General features: G+C 60.8%; 15 protein-coding genes. 5 read left to right on the forward strand and 10 right to left on the reverse strand.

Features of this window, described 5'->3' with window-relative positions; translation table 11 throughout:
• Nucleotides 1-218 precede the first annotated feature (218 nt).
• Nucleotides 219-425 (forward strand): hypothetical protein, encoded by a 207-nt coding sequence (locus FLQ44_RS12385; protein WP_147694623.1) that lies wholly within the window; start codon nt 219-221, stop codon nt 423-425.
• On the opposite strand, the gene FLQ44_RS12390 is transcribed toward FLQ44_RS12385, so the two are convergent.
• The 9 genes from FLQ44_RS12390 to speB form a co-directional block, all read right to left on the reverse strand.
• Nucleotides 422-1,405: an HlyD family secretion protein gene (locus tag FLQ44_RS12390; RefSeq protein WP_170252962.1), complete on the reverse strand. Its 984-nt coding sequence runs from the start codon at nt 1,403-1,405 to the stop codon at nt 422-424. The two genes, FLQ44_RS12385 and FLQ44_RS12390, sit on opposite strands and share 4 nt — an antisense overlap.
• Nucleotides 1,402-3,486 carry a TolC family protein gene (locus tag FLQ44_RS23680; protein ID WP_170252963.1) on the reverse strand — a complete coding sequence of 695 codons (2,085 nt, stop codon included), beginning with the start codon at nt 3,484-3,486 and terminating at the stop codon, nt 1,402-1,404. Before FLQ44_RS23680 ends, FLQ44_RS12390 begins: the two co-directional genes overlap by 4 nt.
• Nucleotides 3,456-4,796 carry a glycosyltransferase family 2 protein gene (locus FLQ44_RS12395; RefSeq protein WP_147694625.1) on the reverse strand — a complete coding sequence of 447 codons (1,341 nt, stop codon included), beginning with the start codon at nt 4,794-4,796 and terminating at the stop codon, nt 3,456-3,458. The genes FLQ44_RS23680 and FLQ44_RS12395 overlap by 31 nt, the downstream gene beginning before the upstream one ends.
• On the reverse strand, nt 4,793-6,196 hold the full coding sequence (locus tag FLQ44_RS12400) for a TackOD1 domain-containing metal-binding protein (RefSeq protein WP_170252964.1): 1,404 nt from the start codon (nt 6,194-6,196) through the stop codon (nt 4,793-4,795). Before FLQ44_RS12400 ends, FLQ44_RS12395 begins: the two co-directional genes overlap by 4 nt.
• A 792-nt stretch (nt 6,197-6,988) precedes the next feature.
• Nucleotides 6,989-8,674 (reverse strand): choline dehydrogenase, encoded by a 1,686-nt coding sequence (betA, locus tag FLQ44_RS12405; RefSeq protein WP_147694627.1) that lies wholly within the window; start codon nt 8,672-8,674, stop codon nt 6,989-6,991.
• A 15-nt stretch (nt 8,675-8,689) separates the two neighbouring features.
• Complete coding sequence (locus tag FLQ44_RS12410) at nt 8,690-10,162, reverse strand: cytosine permease (RefSeq protein WP_147694628.1); 1,473 nt, start codon at nt 10,160-10,162, stop codon at nt 8,690-8,692.
• On the reverse strand, nt 10,159-10,338 hold the full coding sequence (locus tag FLQ44_RS12415; protein WP_147694629.1) for a hypothetical protein: 180 nt from the start codon (nt 10,336-10,338) through the stop codon (nt 10,159-10,161). The genes FLQ44_RS12410 and FLQ44_RS12415 overlap by 4 nt, the downstream gene beginning before the upstream one ends.
• A 107-nt stretch (nt 10,339-10,445) precedes the next feature.
• A complete protein-coding gene (locus FLQ44_RS12420) occupies nt 10,446-11,957 on the reverse strand; it encodes an aldehyde dehydrogenase family protein (protein ID WP_147694630.1) in 1,512 nt (503 codons plus the stop codon).
• Between the two features lie 64 nt (nt 11,958-12,021).
• Nucleotides 12,022-12,999, reverse strand: a complete 978-nt coding sequence (gene speB / locus FLQ44_RS12425; RefSeq protein ID WP_147694631.1) for an agmatinase — start codon at nt 12,997-12,999, stop codon at nt 12,022-12,024.
• A gap of 223 nt (nt 13,000-13,222) precedes the next feature.
• Here speB and FLQ44_RS12430 point away from each other — a divergent pair, with 223 nt between their 5' ends.
• On the forward strand, nt 13,223-14,137 hold the full coding sequence (locus FLQ44_RS12430; RefSeq protein ID WP_147694632.1) for a LysR family transcriptional regulator: 915 nt from the start codon (nt 13,223-13,225) through the stop codon (nt 14,135-14,137).
• A gap of 367 nt (nt 14,138-14,504) precedes the next feature.
• On the opposite strand, the gene FLQ44_RS12440 is transcribed toward FLQ44_RS12430, so the two are convergent.
• Entirely contained in the window at nt 14,505-15,065 is a 561-nt protein-coding gene (locus tag FLQ44_RS12440) for a lipocalin family protein (protein ID WP_240801268.1), read from the reverse strand.
• Between the two features lie 340 nt (nt 15,066-15,405).
• On the opposite strand from FLQ44_RS12440, the gene FLQ44_RS12445 reads away from it, so the two are divergent.
• The 3 genes from FLQ44_RS12445 to FLQ44_RS12455 all read left to right on the forward strand — a co-directional run bounded on the left by FLQ44_RS12445 (nt 15,406) and on the right by FLQ44_RS12455 (nt 18,477).
• Nucleotides 15,406-16,155: an SDR family oxidoreductase gene (locus FLQ44_RS12445; RefSeq protein WP_147694634.1), complete on the forward strand. Its 750-nt coding sequence runs from the start codon at nt 15,406-15,408 to the stop codon at nt 16,153-16,155.
• A gap of 731 nt (nt 16,156-16,886) precedes the next feature.
• Complete coding sequence (locus tag FLQ44_RS12450) at nt 16,887-17,138, forward strand: helix-turn-helix domain-containing protein (RefSeq protein ID WP_147694635.1); 252 nt, start codon at nt 16,887-16,889, stop codon at nt 17,136-17,138.
• Nucleotide 17,139: 1 nt separating this feature from the next.
• Nucleotides 17,140-18,477, forward strand: a complete 1,338-nt coding sequence (locus tag FLQ44_RS12455) for a type II toxin-antitoxin system HipA family toxin (RefSeq protein ID WP_147694636.1) — start codon at nt 17,140-17,142, stop codon at nt 18,475-18,477.

An 18,477-nucleotide genomic window follows, 5' to 3' on the forward strand; every position in this document is an offset into this window, starting at 1 on the left:
GCCCAGCGCGACACCAACCAGACCAGCGGCCGGCGCTGGCTGCACAACGTAGGCCAGCACATCAGCCTGTTTGTGGCGGGGGTAACGGAGAAGACGGCCGTGACTGGCAACCACCGCCACTAGAAAAAGACACCAGCTATCAATCCAAAAAAACAAGAAGCAGAGCAAATCCTTGCCAGGGAACGCCTGCAAAGTATCCATCCCGAATCAGGGGAAGCATGATGCGACTGGTAGATGACATCGTTAAGTTCTGCAAAGACCTGATATTGGGCAACTTTGAACAACAACCCGGTAATGCCGCCATAATTATTGGTGGCCTGGTCTCCCTGATACCTGTGGTGGACCAGATCATGGATGTGCGGGACGTCTACGGCATGATCTACCGTATCAACCGCAAAGGCACTAAACCGCGAACAGGCATCTAGTTCGACTGCCAGGGCCATTGATGAGGTAGCACAATCTTCACACGCAGCTGGCGTACACGATAATGCGTAGGCACTGGCAGGCTAGGCTGCAAACCGACCACGATACCCTGCTGTGCTTCGCCAAATTCACTGAGTGTTGGCGGAACGGCATCGCTGCGTTGCACATTATGGCGAATCAAGGCTGGGCTGCGGTTGCCGTCGGGCCAGCGCACCTCGACTGCCTGCCCCGGCAGTGCCTGGTGGGCAAAGCGTTCTGGCAGCAGTGCAATGATTTGCAGCTGATTGGATTGCTGCAGCTGCAGCAAGGGCTCGCCTTCGCGCACCGGCATACCGGGTAGCAGCGAAAACTGGCTGACCAGGCCGTCAAACGGCGCCCGCAGCTGCATGCCAGCCTGCTGTGCCAACAAGCTATCCAGGTCGCGTTGCAGCACACGGGTATCGGGCACGCCCAGGCCCGCTGGGCGCGCAGGCTGCACGGCAGCCAGCTTGGCTACCGCTTCGTCCAGCTCGGCACGGGTGGCGGCACCGGCACGAAACAATGTCTGATAGTTGGCCAGCGAGTCTTGCAGATAACGCACATAAGCTGGGCTGACCGCAGGCGTGGCAGGCTGGGGAGCCGATTTCACTGCGGTGATCTGCGACTGCAACAGACGAATCTGGGCTTCGCGTGCAGGGTTACTTAGGGTCAGCAAAACACTGCCAGCCCGCACCAGGCTACCGGGTCGCGCTGTCACACTGGCGACCACGCCACTTTGCGGGCTGGCCAGCGTGTAACTGGGTATATCCACATAACCCGGTGCTTCATGCTGCCAAAACAGCTGGGCTGTGTGCCACAAAAAGTATAGCAATGGACTAGCCACCAGCAGCAGGATCAGGTACCAGCGCAAGCGGTAGGCTTGGCGCTTGGCCGGGGCGTAATGCACATTCAGGCCATGGTCTACTGATGGCTGCTGACGTGGCGGAGTAAAGCGGATATTCATGGTAACAACGTCTGGAGTGTGGCCCAGTCCTGGATAAACATCATGCGACAATGCGCAGCCTGCAGTGCTTGCGCCATACGGCGCAAGCCGGCAGTACCGCTTTGGTATTGGCTTTCCTGGGCCGGCAGTATTTTTTCCACGCTTTGCACCATGCTGAAGGGCAATCCGTCCAGGGCGGCTGTAGCACGCGCCACGCCCAGGCTGACGGTATGGGTACTCGTGCTGAACAGCATGATGTCTGCACGCTGCACCCCGGCTTCGCGCAGCTGCCGGCCCAGGCCGGGCATGGCCAAGTGACGGTGATGAAAGGTAGCCGCCAGTGGCCAGGCTGCTGTACGTGCGGCCATGGCCAATGTCTGCAACCATTGTTGCTGCAGTGCAGCCTGCCGACTTTGCCAGTTTGGTAGCTGCTCAATTTCCAGGTCCAGGCTCAGGCCATCCATACGCAACGTGGCCAACTGCTGTAGCAGCACTTGCAACGCCGCACGCCCGTCCGGGGCTATCCAGCTACTGTCGCCCAACAGTAGCTCTACCGCGATACCGTGCTGGTGTGCGGAGTCCAGCAGGCGGGCCATGTCGGCAGTCAGATGGGGGGAGGCAATCTGGGCCGCCGTAAGGCCCAGCAGCACCCGCTGTACACCATAACGCTGCCATGCGGCCACCACCTTCCATGGGTCTTTCAAAGCCTGGCGGCTATCCCATACGTAGCTACCCCAGCTTACCGCCGTTCTTTGCCCTTCACTGGCTGCACGCTGAGCCGATTCGGGCAGGTTGACTGGCTGCTGCAATGGCTGCTGCAATGGCTGCGGCAGCGGGGCATCGGCAGCAATGCCATCACCCTGAGCAGCCAAACGAACCAGTGCCGCCTGCTCTTGCTGCCAGCCAGCCAGCATGGCCAGCGCCTGACGGTAGTAGCGATATCGTGCGGCCAACCATTGCTCCAGCGTATCGCCAGGCAGACGCTGGGCGCGCAGCTGGCGTTCGAATAGCGCCTGCTGCAGGGCTCGCAGGTAGTCGCCCTGATTCTGCTGTTCAAGCCGCGCCAAGCGCAGTGCCGATTGCTGCTGCTCGCGACTGGTTTGCCACTGCTGGCGAGCCTGTTCGTACGCCAGCAATGCGGCATCCGCTTCGGCCTGCCGCTGCTGTCTGCTGCCGCTGCGGTAGTCGTCCAGCGACAGGGGCATGTTAAGGCTGAGGTTGGCTTGCAGGTTGTTATTGCCGTAGAGGCGGCCACGGCTGTCCTGCTTCTGGCCCAGACCTACTGCCACATTGGCATTGATGCCATCCCAGCGTGACTGCGCTTGCTGCTGCCATTGCTGCCAACGCTGATAGGGCTCTTGCAGGGCCGGCAGGGCCAGAATGGCCTGCTGCTCATCACTGGCTGGCTGGCCACGGAAGGCAGCCAGTTGCAACGGCTCTTCCAGCGGCAGGCTAGTGAGCTGGCGTAGTTGCTGTAATGCCTGGCTGCGCTGCGCCTGGGCCTGCTCCTGGCGCAGCCGTGCTTCGCTGATGCCTGCCAGGTAGGTTTGTTCGTCGGAAGGCAGCATCAAGCCCTGCTGCCGCCGGGCAAGTAAATGCGGCGTGGCCTTTTCCTGCTGGGACAGAAAAGCTTGTACCAGGGCGAGCTGCAATGTGGCGTGCGTGTAGTCCAGATACGCCAGGCGCAACTGCTGCAACCCGACGAGTTGGCTTTGGCGAGCGCGCAGCTCTGCCTGTGTCAGCTGTAGCTGTGCCATAGCCACATCGCGCTGCAAACGCTCGCGGCTACCCAGCAAAGCGTGACTTATACCCAGCGTGCTTTCCACGCCGCTGCTGTTAGCACCCTCGCCTTCGCGCCCCAAGCGCGGGCTTACCGTGGCGTAAAGCTGCCAGCCAACCATGGCCTGTAACTGCTGCAACTGGCCCTGGGCCGCCTGCCCGGCGTAAGCAGCCTGCCGGGTGTCGGCACCATGTTGCAGATAGGCCTGTTCCAGCGTGGCCAGCTCGCCCGCGTGTAGTGTCGCGGCTAGCCCGCATAGCAGCAGCATGCCGTAGAAGAAACCCCGTTTGCTCAATGTCTTGTCGTCCTTTTCAGTACCCACCACGGCGCCATAGAGGATTCCTCGTGCCCGCGGCGCAGCAGTTCGTTCAGGATTGCCACGCTGCTCCACAAGCGCAGCAGCAGCATATACAGACAGAACACCGGCAGCCAAAGCAGGTCCACTGACTCGACACCCGGTCGACTGCTGCTAACCACCAGGTAACACAGGTAGTTGAATACCGAGATAAGCAGATAGTAGAAATAAACCAGTAACTGAAGCGCCAGATAGGCGGGCAGCGGCAGAATGAAGGCCAGCCAGATGAAATACAGGAAGATGGTGAAGGGGGCGACAATCTGGAACAACAGCCCACTCCATACTAGTGCGATGAAATGCGGCCAGCCGGTAAGGCGCGGTGAAAAGGCATGGCGGTGCTTGCGCAGATACAGGTAGGCCAGGTCACCGTCCCAGCGCAGACGCTGCAGGAAAAACAGCCGCCAGGTTTCGGGCACATCGGTATGCCCCACAGCACGCGGCTCGAACACAATACGCAGATCATTACGCCGCACATACTGTTTCAGGCGCAGCGTCAGATCCAGGTCTTCTGCCGTTCCGGTGTTCCAACCGCCAATCTGGCGCAGCACACTGGCGCGGAAAACACCAAACGCACCGGAAACATTATTGAGTACACCCAGCTCGCTCAGGCCTGTCTTGGCCATCAGCAACGATAGCCGGTATTCCATAGCCTGCAGGTATGCAACCAATGATACGTTGGCGTTACGCGCAGTGAGCGTGCCAGACACGGCAGCCACCTTCGGATCGGCAAAGTGCCGTACAGCTTTGCTAACCATATCGTTATCAAACGAGGTATCGCCATCTAGCGCCATGACGATTTCACCACGGCTCATGGCAAAGCCGGCATTAAGCGAGGAGACCCGCCCGCCACGCTGCCATTTGGGCAACATGATGATGCGTCGGTGAGGGTAGCGTTTGCCATGCTGCCGGATAAAGCGCTGTACGGCCTGCATCGTGACGTGGTTCTGGATGGCACCATCTACCATGGCAATGATTTCCAGGCTACCCGGGTAATCCTGCTCGCACAGTGTGTGCAGTGTGGGCGCTACCGCCTCACCCTCGCTGTAGCAGGTAATCAGGCAGCTGACCGACGGGTAATAAGGCCAGCGAGGGTACCATTGCAGCCGACTACGCAGCACATGGCGCATCAGGCCGGCCAGTACCGCCAGATAGTAGGGCAACTCCATAAATAGCAACATGGGAAACAGCAGTACGCTCAGGCGTAACGGGTCGGTCTGCAGCTGCTGCAACCAGTGCTGCAAAGCCAGGGCAACGGCAGCCAGGCTCAGGCTGCTCATGGCAACACGGCATTGCAAAGGGCATCAAGCAGCAAGCCGGTATCTTGTGCCTGATGCTGTACAGGCTGGGTGCTGTAGCTGTGCATCAACAGCTCTACTGCCAGGCCATCGCTCATACCCTGCGCCAGAACGTGCTGGATTTTTTGCTGCAGCGAGGCTACACCTGCCACCGGCGTATTGGGCAACAAGATCAGGTACAGGTCGTCGGTCAGCAAGGTGGCCAGATCGGTGCTACGAATATGCTCCTGCAGCAGCTGCTGCAAACGCTCCAGCTGCTGCATGGTGGCCTGGTAGCCGTGCTGTGCCACCAGCTGCGGCACATTGCCCAGACGCAGCGCCACCAGCGAATAAGGCTGCTGTGGATAACGCACGCACAGCTGGTCGACCCAGGACAGGTTAAAGCGGAACAGCTCAGGCGACACCAAGCCACCCAACAGGCGAAATACCTGTAGCTCACGAAGCTGGTCGCCATGTCGGCACAGCAACTTGCCGCGTTCGCTCAGCACGTAATCGTGCACTTTTACCGTATTTAGCTGTGCCGGCTCGCACGCGTGTTCACAGGCGGTACAACGCGCGCGGATGGCGGGCTCGATAAACAGCTCGCTACATGCAAGGCACTGATAGTTTTCCATCGGCCGATCGTAATCGCTACCGATATGGCGCAAGCGGCTACTGCAATTGGGACAGGTGAGCGTGCCTTGCTGGCGAAAATGCCCCTGCGGCGCCACATGGCCGCAGTTAAAGCAGTGAATGGCACTTTCTTGACGGATATCGTGGTGATGGCAAGACGGACACAAGTCGATGTAGTTCAGGTGGGCGCTGGCACAAGACGGGCAAGCACGCAGGCGGTCATGCAGCGTATCGGGGACAAGCAGGCCCTGCTGCAAGGCTTGCTGTATCAATAGCTGCGCAGTGTCTTCATGACCGGTCAGGCACTCGGCCAGCGGGTAACCATACACACCGGCGCGGCGCCAGTCGCGTAGCGGCTGCAAACTCCCCTGCTCGCGCGTCCACAAGTAGGACAGCAGCCGCTGCAGATACGGGTCGGCATGCTGCAGGGTCAACAAGGCTTGCCGCTGCTGCCAAAGGCTGATCTGGCGTGCCATCTCATCCGCTGCCTGCCACACACCATCTGTCAGTAGCGCCAGCATGGCCTGCTGCTCGTCGCGCGGACACAGAAACACAAGGTGGCTGGCAAAACGTGCGTGGCCACGCAGGCTGCGCAGGGTATCCAGCAAACTGGCATCGTGGCTGTCTGCCAGCAAAAAAGCAGCCGGGTTCATGTCTGCCGGCAGCTGTGTCAGGCTGGTGAAGACGTGCAGGTGCTGATCGTGCTGCAAGGTTGGCCGCCAGCCACCTGTCGAGGCGATAAGGGCGATGTCTTGTCGTGAGTGAGGCATGTCAACCTGTATCAAAAACGCTGACCGCAGCATGGCTGCCATGTCAAATAAATCAAATATCGACCCGGCGCGGGTCGGCTAGTGACGAAAGCGCAGCACAAAAATAAAGCGCCACCATTTAAGTGACGCCAAGCCTGCAAGCCACGCCAGACTAGACTGGTGGCGGGTAAATTATCAGAGTTTTTCCTCATGACAAGCTTAGCCGGAAAGTTTTCCCAGTTTATATATTTAAATATAAAGAATTACATTTAAATACTATAGTTATGTTTACATAACACCAATAAAACACTGTCCCACATAGCACATCCATACCCAGCCCCCCGACCTCTGGCAAAACGTACATGGTAGGGCAATGCGCCAAATATGCAGACCGTACGATGCGATTACCCGCAGGCTGACCACACATAGCGCACAGGCTGCAATCGTCCCCATAGATCAGGATGAGATGGCACCGCTAAGCGCCATGCGAACCCGGACAAGTGGCGCATTGTTTTTTTCACACCCGCACAACACAGCTTAACCTGTCGCCTCAGCCAGCATGCCTTCTACTACCAAGGAGGAAAACATCGTTTCTTTCGGCGCAAATCATCCCCTACTCATGTCATGTGTTCGAGATGACCTGCAAGAGACAGACGACAGTAGCCACTGACCAGCTTGGCCGCAGCGCATGACGACAGTGACCACCGGCCAACCGGGCTGGGTGCCGGTGGCGCTGTAGTCGGGTAGCCCAGTGCAAGGCAAGGCCCACTGATGAAAGGTTGGCCGCAGAGGCAGGCAACGACACAACAACCATCAGACGCTGTATTGCCGCTTGGGCTGGCCGCTGCGCTGGGCGCTTTCCCAGCCGCCCACCTCGCCCACCGGCATATCCTCCGGCGCCAGCGGTACCAGGCCGCGAACCAGGTCGGCGGCACGCTCCGCCAACATGATGGTGGGTGCGTTCAGATTGCCGTTCGGCTCGGTGGGGAACACCGAGGAATCAATTACCCGCAGGCCTGTGATACCACGCACCCGCAGCTCGGAATCCACCACCGCCATGTCGTCCTCGCCCATGCGGCAGGAGCCGCACGGGTGCATGGTGCTTTCCATATTGGCACGCACGAAGGCATCGATCTCGGCATCGGTCTGCACCTGCGGCCCCGGCGCCAGCTCCTCACCGCGATAGTAGTCCATCGCTGGCTGCGCCAGAATCTCGCGCGTCAGCCGCACGCAGCGGCGGAAGCCTTCGCGATCCGCTTCACTTTCCAGATAGTTGAAACGGATCTCGGGATGCTGGTACGGGTCGGCACTGCGGGCGCGCACATAGCCACGGCTCTTGGGCTTGTTGGGGCCGGTCAGCACCATGAAACCATGCCCCTTGAACGGCTTGTCGCCATCGTAGCGCATCGCCGCCGGCAGAAAGTGGAACTGGATGTCCGGCCAGCGCAGCCCCTTGCCGGAGCGGATGAAACCACCCGCCTCGAAGTGGTTGCTGGCGCCCAGGCCATCTTTGAATAGCAACCAGCGCAGGCCGATCATCGCCTTACCCCACAGGCTCATCTTGCTGTGGAGGGTAATCGGCTGCTTGCAGGTGTACTGGATGTAGATCTCGCTGTGATCCTGCAGGTTTTCCCCCACGCCCGGCAGATCGTGCTTGAGTTCAATGCCAGCCTGGCGCAGCACCGCCGCCGGGCCGATGCCGGAGCGCTGCAACAGGTGCGGCGAGCCGATCGGCCCGGACGACACCAGCACCTCGCCCTGGCAACGCACCGTGTGGGTCTGGCCGCGCTGGTCGTATTCGATGCCCACCGCGCGCTTGCCTTCCAGCAAAATGCGCCGGGTCATGGCATGGGTCAGCACGGTCAGGTTCGGGCGCTGCATCACCGGGTGCAGGTAGGCATTCGCCGTGGAGCAGCGCACGCCGTTCTTCACCGTCATGTGCATGGCGCCAAAGCCTTCCTGCATATAGCCGTTGCAGTCATCGGTCTTAATGTAACCGGCCTCGGCACCGGCTTCTATCCAGGCACCATAGAGCGGGTTGGCCATATTGTTGCCGTTGTTGGTGGCCAGCGGGCCGTCGCCACCGCGGTAGTGGTCTGCACCAAACGTGAAGCTTTCGGCACGCTTGAAGTACGGCAGGCAGTGACGGTAGCCCCAGTGCTTCGCCCCCAGCGATTCCCACTCGTCAAAGTCGTAGGCATGGCCACGGATGTACACCAGCCCGTTGATCGACGAAGAGCCTCCCAGTACCTTGCCGCGGGGGCAATGCAGCCGGCGATTGTTCAGATAGGGCTCGGGCTCGGTCTCGAAGTGCCAGTTGTAACGCTTGGTGTTCATCGGGATGGAGAACGCGCTGGGCATCTGGATGATCACGCTCTTGTCGCTGCCGCCGTATTCCAGCACCAGCACGCTGACCTTCGGGTCCTCGGTCAGCCGGTGGGCGAGCACACAACCGGCAGAGCCGGCCCCCACGATAATGTAGTCGAAAGACTGCGCCATGATGCTTGCTCCTGACTAACGATCAGCAGCACGGCTGCGGCCAACGTTGACACGGGCAGAGGCTGCCGCAGGGTAGTCGCCATACCCCTTTGGTATGACCAGCAGACGGGTCAGCAGATAATGCACCACCCCAGCCAGCACACAGGACGGCAACGAGGCAGACAGCACGGCAAACAGCGGCGAAGCGGCAAGTGTCTGTGGATTAAAGATGAGTACGTAGATCAGGAAGCCAGCCAGCAACGCCAGCAGCGCCACCGGGTTGAAGCCCCCCCAGAAGCGGAACGGTGAGCGGCCTTCGGCGGCAAACACACTGCGCAGGCTCACGCGCTGACGCCGCAGCAGGAAGTAGTCGGCAATACCGATACCGGATAGTGCGCTGTTCAGGGCCGAAGTCCACACCAGGAAGATGAAAAAGCCGTCGTAGATGCCTGGGGTAAAGATCACAATGGCTACCGGTATCACGCAGAACAGCGCCACCAGCCGTTCCCACTTCATGGCCCGCAGGCTGTCCCAGGCAATCTGGCGCAAACCGACGATGGAGGTGTACAGGATGTTGACCATACTGGTGACGTTGGCAAAGGCAATGAATCCCAGGGCAACCACGCCAACCACCACACCGCCAACATTGGTCATCCAGATGGTGGGATCGCTGTTGCCCATCGAGGCCGCACCAAGCAGACCGACAATCTCACCCAGGGAAGCCGCCCCGAAGATCCCCACCACATTCGGCCAGAAGGCGGTGCGCTCGTTCTTGCTCAGACGTGCCAAATTGCCCAGGTACGGCCACCAGGAAAACCCTGCCGCCATGTTCACTTCCACCGCGATCATGAAATTCAGGTGCTTGTTTTCTGTCGGTGGCGCCAGCGCAGGCATGGCCATCAGCTCCGCAAAACCGTGCTTCTGCAAGATCATCCACAGCATGCCCAGCATCAGGGCCACCAGCGCCGGTGCCACGATCATGTTGAAGAACTTGATCGAGGTTGGCCCCTTGGCCACCATCCAGCCAGTCAGCACGATGGAGAGAACCGCCAGCACCAACGCCAGCGGGCCGGTTGGTGACGCCTGGTGGGCGTCCACCAGCGCAATCAGACCATCTACCGAGCGGCCAAACATCATGCCCAGTACCGCCAGCCAGCCCATGGTAAGAAACACCACCGCCAATACGTAGACCAGCCGGCTGCCATTGGCGCCGAACACGCTACGCAGGAACGTGAACTGCTCCAGCCCGTATCGCCCGCCAGGCAGACAGGTTGGCAGTGCCACCAGCATCACGCCGAGAATGTTGCCGATAATGATGGCGGCAATGCCCTCCTTCGGCCCGACGAACAGCGCGGTGGCACCGCCAATCAGGAATGCCCAGGTGGCAATCGCCAGCGCGGAGTTGGCGTAGGAGAATTCCCAGAAGCCCCAGATACGCTCCCCGGGCAGCAGTGGCGTATCGCCACGCTCTGCCGCCACGCGAAATTCCACATCACGATGATGGCTCATGGCTCACACCCCCACACATAACAGACAACGACCAGCCCCAAGGTCAGCAACAATGCTGCCAGGTAATCCGCCGCGCCCATGGCACCAGGCCACTGCGCTTGCGCCTCCAGTTCCTCATAGCAGCGGATACGCTGCTCCAGGTCCGCTGCACGTTCCTTGTCTTGCATGGTATCCATCAGAGTCACCTCTATGCTTTGTCTGGCGTCTGCCAGGCATACTGAAAACTGGGTAGGTGGTGGCCAGCCCGCCGCGTTACGCGCGCCGTGCTGGCGACAGTGGCAAATCAGGGCAGCGTGATCCACACCGCCTTGGTGGTCATCAGGTGATCCAGCTGTTCGGCGCCAAGGTCCTTGCCGAAACCGGAACCCTTGACGCCACCAAACGGCAGTGCCGGGTCGATGGTGCCGTGGGCGTTCACATACACCATGCCGGCCTCGATGCGCGGCATCAGGCTGTGCACCAGGCTCAGGTCATTGGAGTAGATTGCAGCCGCGAGCCCGTATTCCGTATCGTTCGCCAGTGCCACCGCTTCATCCACATCGTCGAATGGCATGGTGGCCAGCACCGGGCCAAAAATTTCCTCGCGCACGATGCGCATCGTCTGGCGGCAGTGGGCAAAGATGGTCGGCTCCACAAAAAAGCCGGGGCCAGGCAGCGCCTTGCCGCCACAAACCAGCTGCGCGCCCTCCTCGATAGCGCTGGCGATATAGGACAGCACGCTGTCCTTCTGCTGCGCGGACACCAGCGGGCCGAGGTAGCAGCCCGGATCCAGGCCGGGAGCGATCTTCAGGTCGCGGGTCAGCGCCACCAGTTCGTCCAGAAACGGCTGGTACACACTGCGCGCCACGTAGACACGCGTGCCGGCATCGCACACCTGGCCGGCGTTGAAGAACACGCCATTCACCACCGCGTTGGCAGCAGCCTTCAGGTCGGCATCGGCCAGCACGATCACCGGGGACTTGCCGCCCAGCTCCAGCGTCACATGCTTGAGCTGATCCACGGCGGCAGCGCCTACCTTGCGGCCAACCTCCGTGGAGCCGGTAAAGGTGAGCTTATTGATGCCGGGGTGGCTGGTCATGGCGGCACCGATCACGCTGCCACGACCGGTAACAATGTTCACCACGCCATCCGGAATACCGGCCTGCTGCACCAGCTCGGCAAAACGCAGCGTGGACAGCGAGGTGAGCTCCGCCGGCTTGATCACCATGGTGCACCCCACGGCCAGCGCGGCCGCCAGCTTCCACACCATAGTCTGCAGGGGAAAGTTCCACGGCACGATGGCGGCCACCACGCCCACCGGCTCCTTGAGGGTGTAGGCCAGGTAATTGCCCGGCAACGACGATGGTGCCACGACACGTCCGTGTAGCTTGCTTGCCCAGCCGGCAAAGTAGCGGAGGGTATCCACCGAACCCTGCACGTCGATATCGCGGGCAAAGGCTACCGACTTGCCCATGTCGATGGCCTCCAGCTCCGCCAGCTCGGTGGCGTGTTCTTCCATCAGGTCAGCCAGGCGGTGCAGCAGGCGTTCGCGCCCCAGCGGCTTGAGCTGACGCCATTCGCCGCCATCGAACTGCGCGCGCGCCGCAGCCACGGCACGGTCCAGGTCGGCTACCGTGGCGGATGGCACGGTGGTGACCTGACCTTCGGTGGAGGGCTCGATCACCTTAAAACGGGCGCCATCGCTGGCATCCAGCCACTGGCCACCAATGAACATTTTCTGCGGCTTGGCAAGAAACTGGCGGGTAGCATCGGCAATCCCGTATTTATCCAGATACTGCTGTACGACTTGATCCATGCTGATTTCCCCTTCTCTTTGACCGCCTCGCCCAGGCGAGGATGGCTGGCATGACAGGTGCGGCTCAGCCGCGACGTGCTTCGGCGCGGGCGTGGAAAATGAAGCCGATGCTGTTCATCAGCAGCTGGGCGGCCAGGATGGAGGTCACCCCGGTCGGGTCGTAGGCCGGGGCCACTTCCACCAGGTCCATACCGACGATGCGACCCTGGCTGCGCTTGGCCAGGCCCTGAATGATTTCCAGCACTTCGTAGTACTGGAAGCCACCATGGCTAGGGGTGCCGGTACCCGGGGCAATGGACGGGTCGAAGCCATCGATATCGATGGTGATGTAGTAGTTGGCCGCTTCCGGAATCTGTGCCAGCACGCCCGCGGCACCCAGCATGCGCACCTGGCGCACCGATAGCACGGTGGAGCCGGCAGCACGGGCTGCGGCATAGTCGTCGCGGTTGGAGGACGACACATTGCGGATACCCAGCTGGGTCATGCCGACGATATGGTCCATCTCTGAAGCGCGGCGCAACGGGCTGCCATGGCCGTAGCGCACACCATGGCGCTCGTCGACAAAATCGAGGTGGGCATCGATGTGCAGGATATGAATAGGGCCCTTGCCCTGGAACGCCTTGATGACCGGCGCGTGAATGGAGTGATCGCCGCCCAGCACCACCGGCATGGCGCCGGCAGCCAGGATCTTTTGTACCGCCAGCTCGATATTGGCGTTACTGCTGACCATATCGGTATGCACGATGTCGGCATCGCCCACATCCACCATGCGTACGTCTTCGCGGGTGAGGTACATCACGTCGTCTTCGAAGTCGTAGGCGCCGGCATGGCCGAAAGAGAACAGCGTGGATGCCTCGCGAATACCGCGCGGCCCGAAACGGGCGCCAGAGCGCCACTGGGTACCCATGTCATTGGGGGCACCCAGAATCGCCACATCGGCATCGATGTGCTCCCAGTCCAGGCAGACCGGGGCTTTGGCGAAGGTGCAGTGGCCGACGAACGGCAGGTTCAGGCGACCTTCTTCGTAACTGTTTTTCGACATGAGCCTATCCCCGCATGTGATGTACTGGTACGGCTGGGGCTTGCACGGCACCCAGTGTTTCCATGACTATGCACAGAGACTCGCGTCGAAAACATCATAAAAATCAGATACACGCATCGGGATTGCCGAAGTAGGCCCAACGGCCATCCAGCTTGGTAAAGGCGGGGTTTTACTACCATTCGCTGCAGGATGTTTATCGAAAGCAACAGAAGGGAGCGCGCGCATGAAGCAACTGCAAGATGTGGACCTGAAGCTGCTGCGGGTATTCATGGCTATCGTGAAGTGCGGCGGTTTCTCTGCCGCGCAGGCCACGCTGAACATGAGCCAGTCCAGCATCAGCGAACAGATGACCAATCTGGAAACCCGGCTGGGCATGACCTTGTGCGAACGCGGGCGCGGCGGTTTTCGCCTCACAGAGCACGGCAGCGCCACCTATGAGGCCACCCGGCAGCTGTTGCTGGCAGTGGACAATTTCTGTACCGAAACCAGTGCCTTGAAACAGCGCATCTCCGGCAAGTTGCACCTGGGTATCATCGATAACACCATCAGCGATGCCGATTCGCCGCTGACGCGCGCGCTGCGCCGCTTTGTGAGCCGCGGCCACGATGTGCACCTGGAAGTCTACATCGGCATGCCGGCGGAGCTGGAAGAGCGGGTGCTGGATGGCCGCCTGCACATTGCCATCGGTCACTTTCCGCTACCGGTGGCCGGGCTGGACTACAGCCAGCTGTACCAGGAGCCGGACGGCCTGTTCTGCAGCCGCCACAGCCAGCTGTTTGCGGCCAACGATGAACAGCCGGAGCTGTTCGAGCATATTGCCGCCAGCCATATCGTGGCACGCGGCTACCTGCAGCAGCGCGACCTGCAACAGCTACAGGCGCACAAAGCGGCAGCCACGGTGGACAACATCGAAGCGCAGGCGATGCTGATCCTGTCCGGCGCCTATATCGGTTTTCTGCCCAGCCACTACGCCAGCCGCTGGGTGGTCAGCGGCGACATGCGCCAGATAGCGCCACAACGCTTTCGTTCCGACTGGCCATTCACCGCCATTACCCGCAAGAGCGTGCCGCAATCGGCGGTGCTGCGCGCGTTTCTTGCCGACCTGCTGCCAGACAGGCAAGGCAGCTCCATTCAATAAGTATCAACAATAAATTGCAATCAGTCTTGATAAAGCATCAGCCCTGCCACTACCCCGCCGCGGCAAAGCTATACATGACCCTATCGCCCTTACGCTAGCCACTGCCCGACAGCCTGTTTTATCCGCACCGGCGGAGCTAGCCTGGCGATTGGCACGCTGTACCCAGCGCCTGCTTTCGCGAGCTACGGTGGGCCATCACCACCTCTCACCCTGGCGCGGCTACACCCATTCCGGCATACAGCTGGCGCTAGCAGCCAAGCGGCGTAGCGTTCTGGAGCAACCGCGTCACCCAGCATTACGCCGTGGACGACTACCGCCCGGCGCACCGCATCATGCACCGCGCCACCATTCTGGGCGACAGGCCGTTTTAGTTGGCCGCGGCTGGCGCGTCGTCACGGCGCTGCTGGCTAACCCAGATCAGCTTGCCGGTATCAAAGCCCAGCGCCTGCGCCTGGGCCAACAGGCGCGTTTTCACGTCGTCCGGCAGCTGGCGATCACGTGCTAGCAGCCACAAGTAGCTGCGGTCGTTACCAGCCACCATCGCCCAGCGGTAGGCCGGGTCCAGCGCCACCACGTGGTAGCCACCGTAGAACGGGCCGAAAAACGACACTTTCAACGAGGCGGTGGCCGGGTCGGCATTGAAATACGCCCGCCCCAGCGCCTGCTGCCAGCGGCCGCTGGCAGTGTCGTAGCCACGGTTCAGTACCGCCACGCTGCCATCGGCCTGCGGCGTGTAGCTGGCGCGCACGTCGCTCATGCCACGCTCGAAGCGGTGATCCAGCCGCGCTATCTCGTACCACTGCCCGCTATAGCGTTGCAGGTCAAAACCCGTCACCGGCAGGATGCCGGGTGGCGGCAAGGTGCTGCAGGCAGTCAGCGACAAGGCCAGGCTAGCCATCAGTACAAGGTGGCGACATCGGATAGGCATGATTCAAGGCTCCTGTTGGCAAGGGTTGGCCGCACACGGCAAACCCGGGTGCGGCAGCCATGCAGCATGGGGGCTCAGCCGGTAAAGCTCAATAGCAGGCCTGTCGATAGCCACGGCAATAAAACCCGGCAAGGGTACGCAATGCACTGGAACTACTAATGATAGGAAGGCGCATCGGCAAGACATGGCTCATTCATCAGTACAGCCAGGCGCGCGCTCACCACCACCACGCTGCTCGCACCACGCGGCATGGCCAGCTGGCAGGCAACTGCGCAAGAATCGGGCTGCCGCAAGCCTGCGCCAGCTTTACAGTGCCCCTGTCACTCCACAGGAGCCCCACATGACACTGCTACAAGACAAGGTTGCCATGCTGACAGGTGCCTCAGCCGGCATCGGCGCAGCCACCGCCCGCTTATTGACAGCACACGGCGCAGCCGTGGTACTGAATGCCCGCCAGGAGGGCCCGCTGCAAACGCTGGCAGCACAGCTGATGGCCGAAGGCGGCCGCGTCTACGTGGTAGCCGGCGACGTTACCCGCGCCGATACCCATCAGCGCTGCGTGGACGCCGCACTGCAACACTTTGGCGGCCTGGATATCGCTATCAACAACGCCGGCAGCACCCGCGCCATGCGGCCACTGGCCGAGCTGCAAACCGACGAGTGGGACGCCACACTGCAAAGCAAGCTCGGCGCAGCTTTTCTGGCGGCACGAGCGCAAATTCCTGCCATGCTGCTACGCGGCGGTGGCGCACTGGTATTTACCTCCAGCTTTGTCGGCAACAGTGTGGGCCTGCCCGGCATGGCGGCTTATGGTGCAGCCAAGGCCGGGCTGATGGGGCTGGTGAAAGGCATCACGGCCGATTACGCAGCGCAAGGCATACGCGCCAACGCGGTACTGCCCGGCGGCACACTCACCGCCATGGCTGGGGACGAGGCACAACAAGCCTGGGCTGCCGGCCTGCACGCCATGAAGCGGCTGGCGCAGCCGGCGGAAATCGCGGCCGCCATCGTATTCCTGGCCAGCCCGATGGCCAGTTTCGTCGCCGGGTCGGCGCTATATGCCGACGGCGGTAATGCGGCCGTGAAGTAACCGCGCGGCTGACATTCCTGAGGGTTTCTGCTTTGAAGCGGGGGGAAACGCGGCGTGCTTATCGCCCCCGATGCCGATTCAGCGGCATGCGTGGGCACGGTTTAGGCACAGAAATGGGCACAGAAGCCTGTCTGTGCCCAAAACGGAGGAGAGAAAACGCAAAACCCCTGATCCAATTTTTCAATTGAATCAGGGGTTTGTGTTTGGTTGCGGGAGCAGGATTTGAACCTACGACCTTCGGGTTATGAGGGCAAATTTTCGCCATCATCCGCATCACCACAGAATCACCCGCCACTAGAATCACTTTTCAAGACAGACACTTACCTAAAGCCATCACGAACCTGTCCAGGAAATGCGATGCAAACCAGGCACCGGAAAAGTGTCACACTTTTTTTCGGCAATTTGCAGGTTTTTTGACCGTCGGGTAGCCGGTTTCGCTGCGAGATGTCACTGGCACCCATTCATCCATCAGCTACTGCGCACCGGACACGACATACCGGCGGCCACGGCACCTCACGCAGCGAGCTCGCACAGCCAGCCCCCTCCGTTACGACTGCCGGCCACCGCAAGCTTCAAGCTACAAAACCTTCCTTCTCCACCGTGATTACCTGTCGGCCGCGACCAGATTTTCCACACCCTTTACGTTGTAAAATTGATTAACAACCTAAAAGTTGTATTTTGCATTTACAACACATAGCATGTAATGCGTACCCTATACGGACTCGGATACCATGCACTATCCCATCATCACCCCGGACCAATTGCCCGCCATGCTGCGCAGCCTGCGCCAGCGCGCCGGGCTCACCCAGACACAGCTGGCCGAACGACTGGGCATCAGCCAGCAAAGCTATGCCCGGCTGGAAGCCCGCCCGGCCGCAGCCAGCGTGGAGCGGCTAAGCAAACTGCTGCGGGCGCTGGATGCGGAACTGGTAATCCACACCCGCGATGACAAGCAGACCACCGTCAGCGACGAGGCGTGGTGAGATGGGCCGCAAGAGTCACCGGCAACAGCTGAATGTATGGATGAATGGTTTACTGGTGGGCGAATGGGCGCTCACCCGTAGCGGCGAAACCTTCACTTACCACGATAGCTGGCTGCATCACCCGCAAGCACGGCCACTGTCGCTGTCACTGCCGTTTTTACCCGGCAATGCCGCGTATCGCGGTGCCGTGGTCAATGCCTATTTCGATAATCTGCTACCCGATAGCGACAGCATCCGCCGCCGCCTGGCGCAACGCTACCGGCTGAGCGACAGCGCTGCGTTTACCCTGCTGGCCGCACTAGGGCGCGACTGCGTCGGCGCATTGCAACTGCTACCCCCAGACGAAACACCGCAAGACTTGCACAGCATCCACGGAGAAGCGCTAACAGAAGCTGATATCGCCAGCTTGCTGCAACAAACAGTACATGCTGGCGCACCTGGCCAACAGGAATATGAGACCGACCTGCGCTTATCCATTGCCGGCGCGCAGGAGAAAACCGCCTTGCTATACCACGAAGGGCGCTGGCAGCGCCCGCTGGGCAGTACGCCCACTACCCATATCCTGAAACTGCCCATGGGGTTGGTAGGCGGTATGCAAGCCGATATGCGCAGCTCGGTAGAAAACGAATGGCTCTGCGCGCAGCTGGTTGCCGCATTTGGCCTGCCGGTAGCCCGCTGCGACATTGCCCGCTTTGACGCGCAGAAAGTACTGGTAGTGGAACGTTTTGACCGCCGGCTAGCCGCAGACGGCAGCTGGCTAATGCGCCTACCGCAAGAAGACTTCTGCCAGGCTACTGGCACCCCGCCCCACCTCAAGTACCAGAGCGATGGCGGCCCGGGCATGGCGCGCATCCTCGATATTCTGGCCGGCTCCGAAAACAGCGAAACTGACCGCCAGCAGTTCTTCAAGGCCCAAGTGGTGTTCTGGCTGCTGGCTGCCACCGACGGCCACGCCAAAAACTTCAGCCTGTTTCATCTGCCGGGCGGCCGTTATAGAGCCACACCGCTATACGACATCTTGTCTGCCCACCCTGTCATCGGCCATGGTGCCGGCAAGGTGGCGCCACAAAAAGCCAAGCTGGCCATGGCGGTACGCGGACAAAGCCACCACTATCTGATCGACCACATCCGGCCACGCCACTGGCTGGCACAAGCGCGCAGCAGCGGCCTGACCGAAGCATGGGCCAAGACACTGCTGAACGAGCTGATAGATTGCACAGACAAGGTGCTAGAAGACGTTGCGCAAACACTGCCAGTAGATTTTCCGGCGGAATTGGCACAGGTCATTTTTGACGGCATACGGCGGCAGCGAGACAGGCTGGCCGCCGGGCTGAGCTGA

It is taken from the genome of Vogesella mureinivorans (genome assembly GCF_007644035.1).
Lineage (GTDB): Bacteria > Pseudomonadota > Gammaproteobacteria > Burkholderiales > Chromobacteriaceae > Vogesella > Vogesella mureinivorans.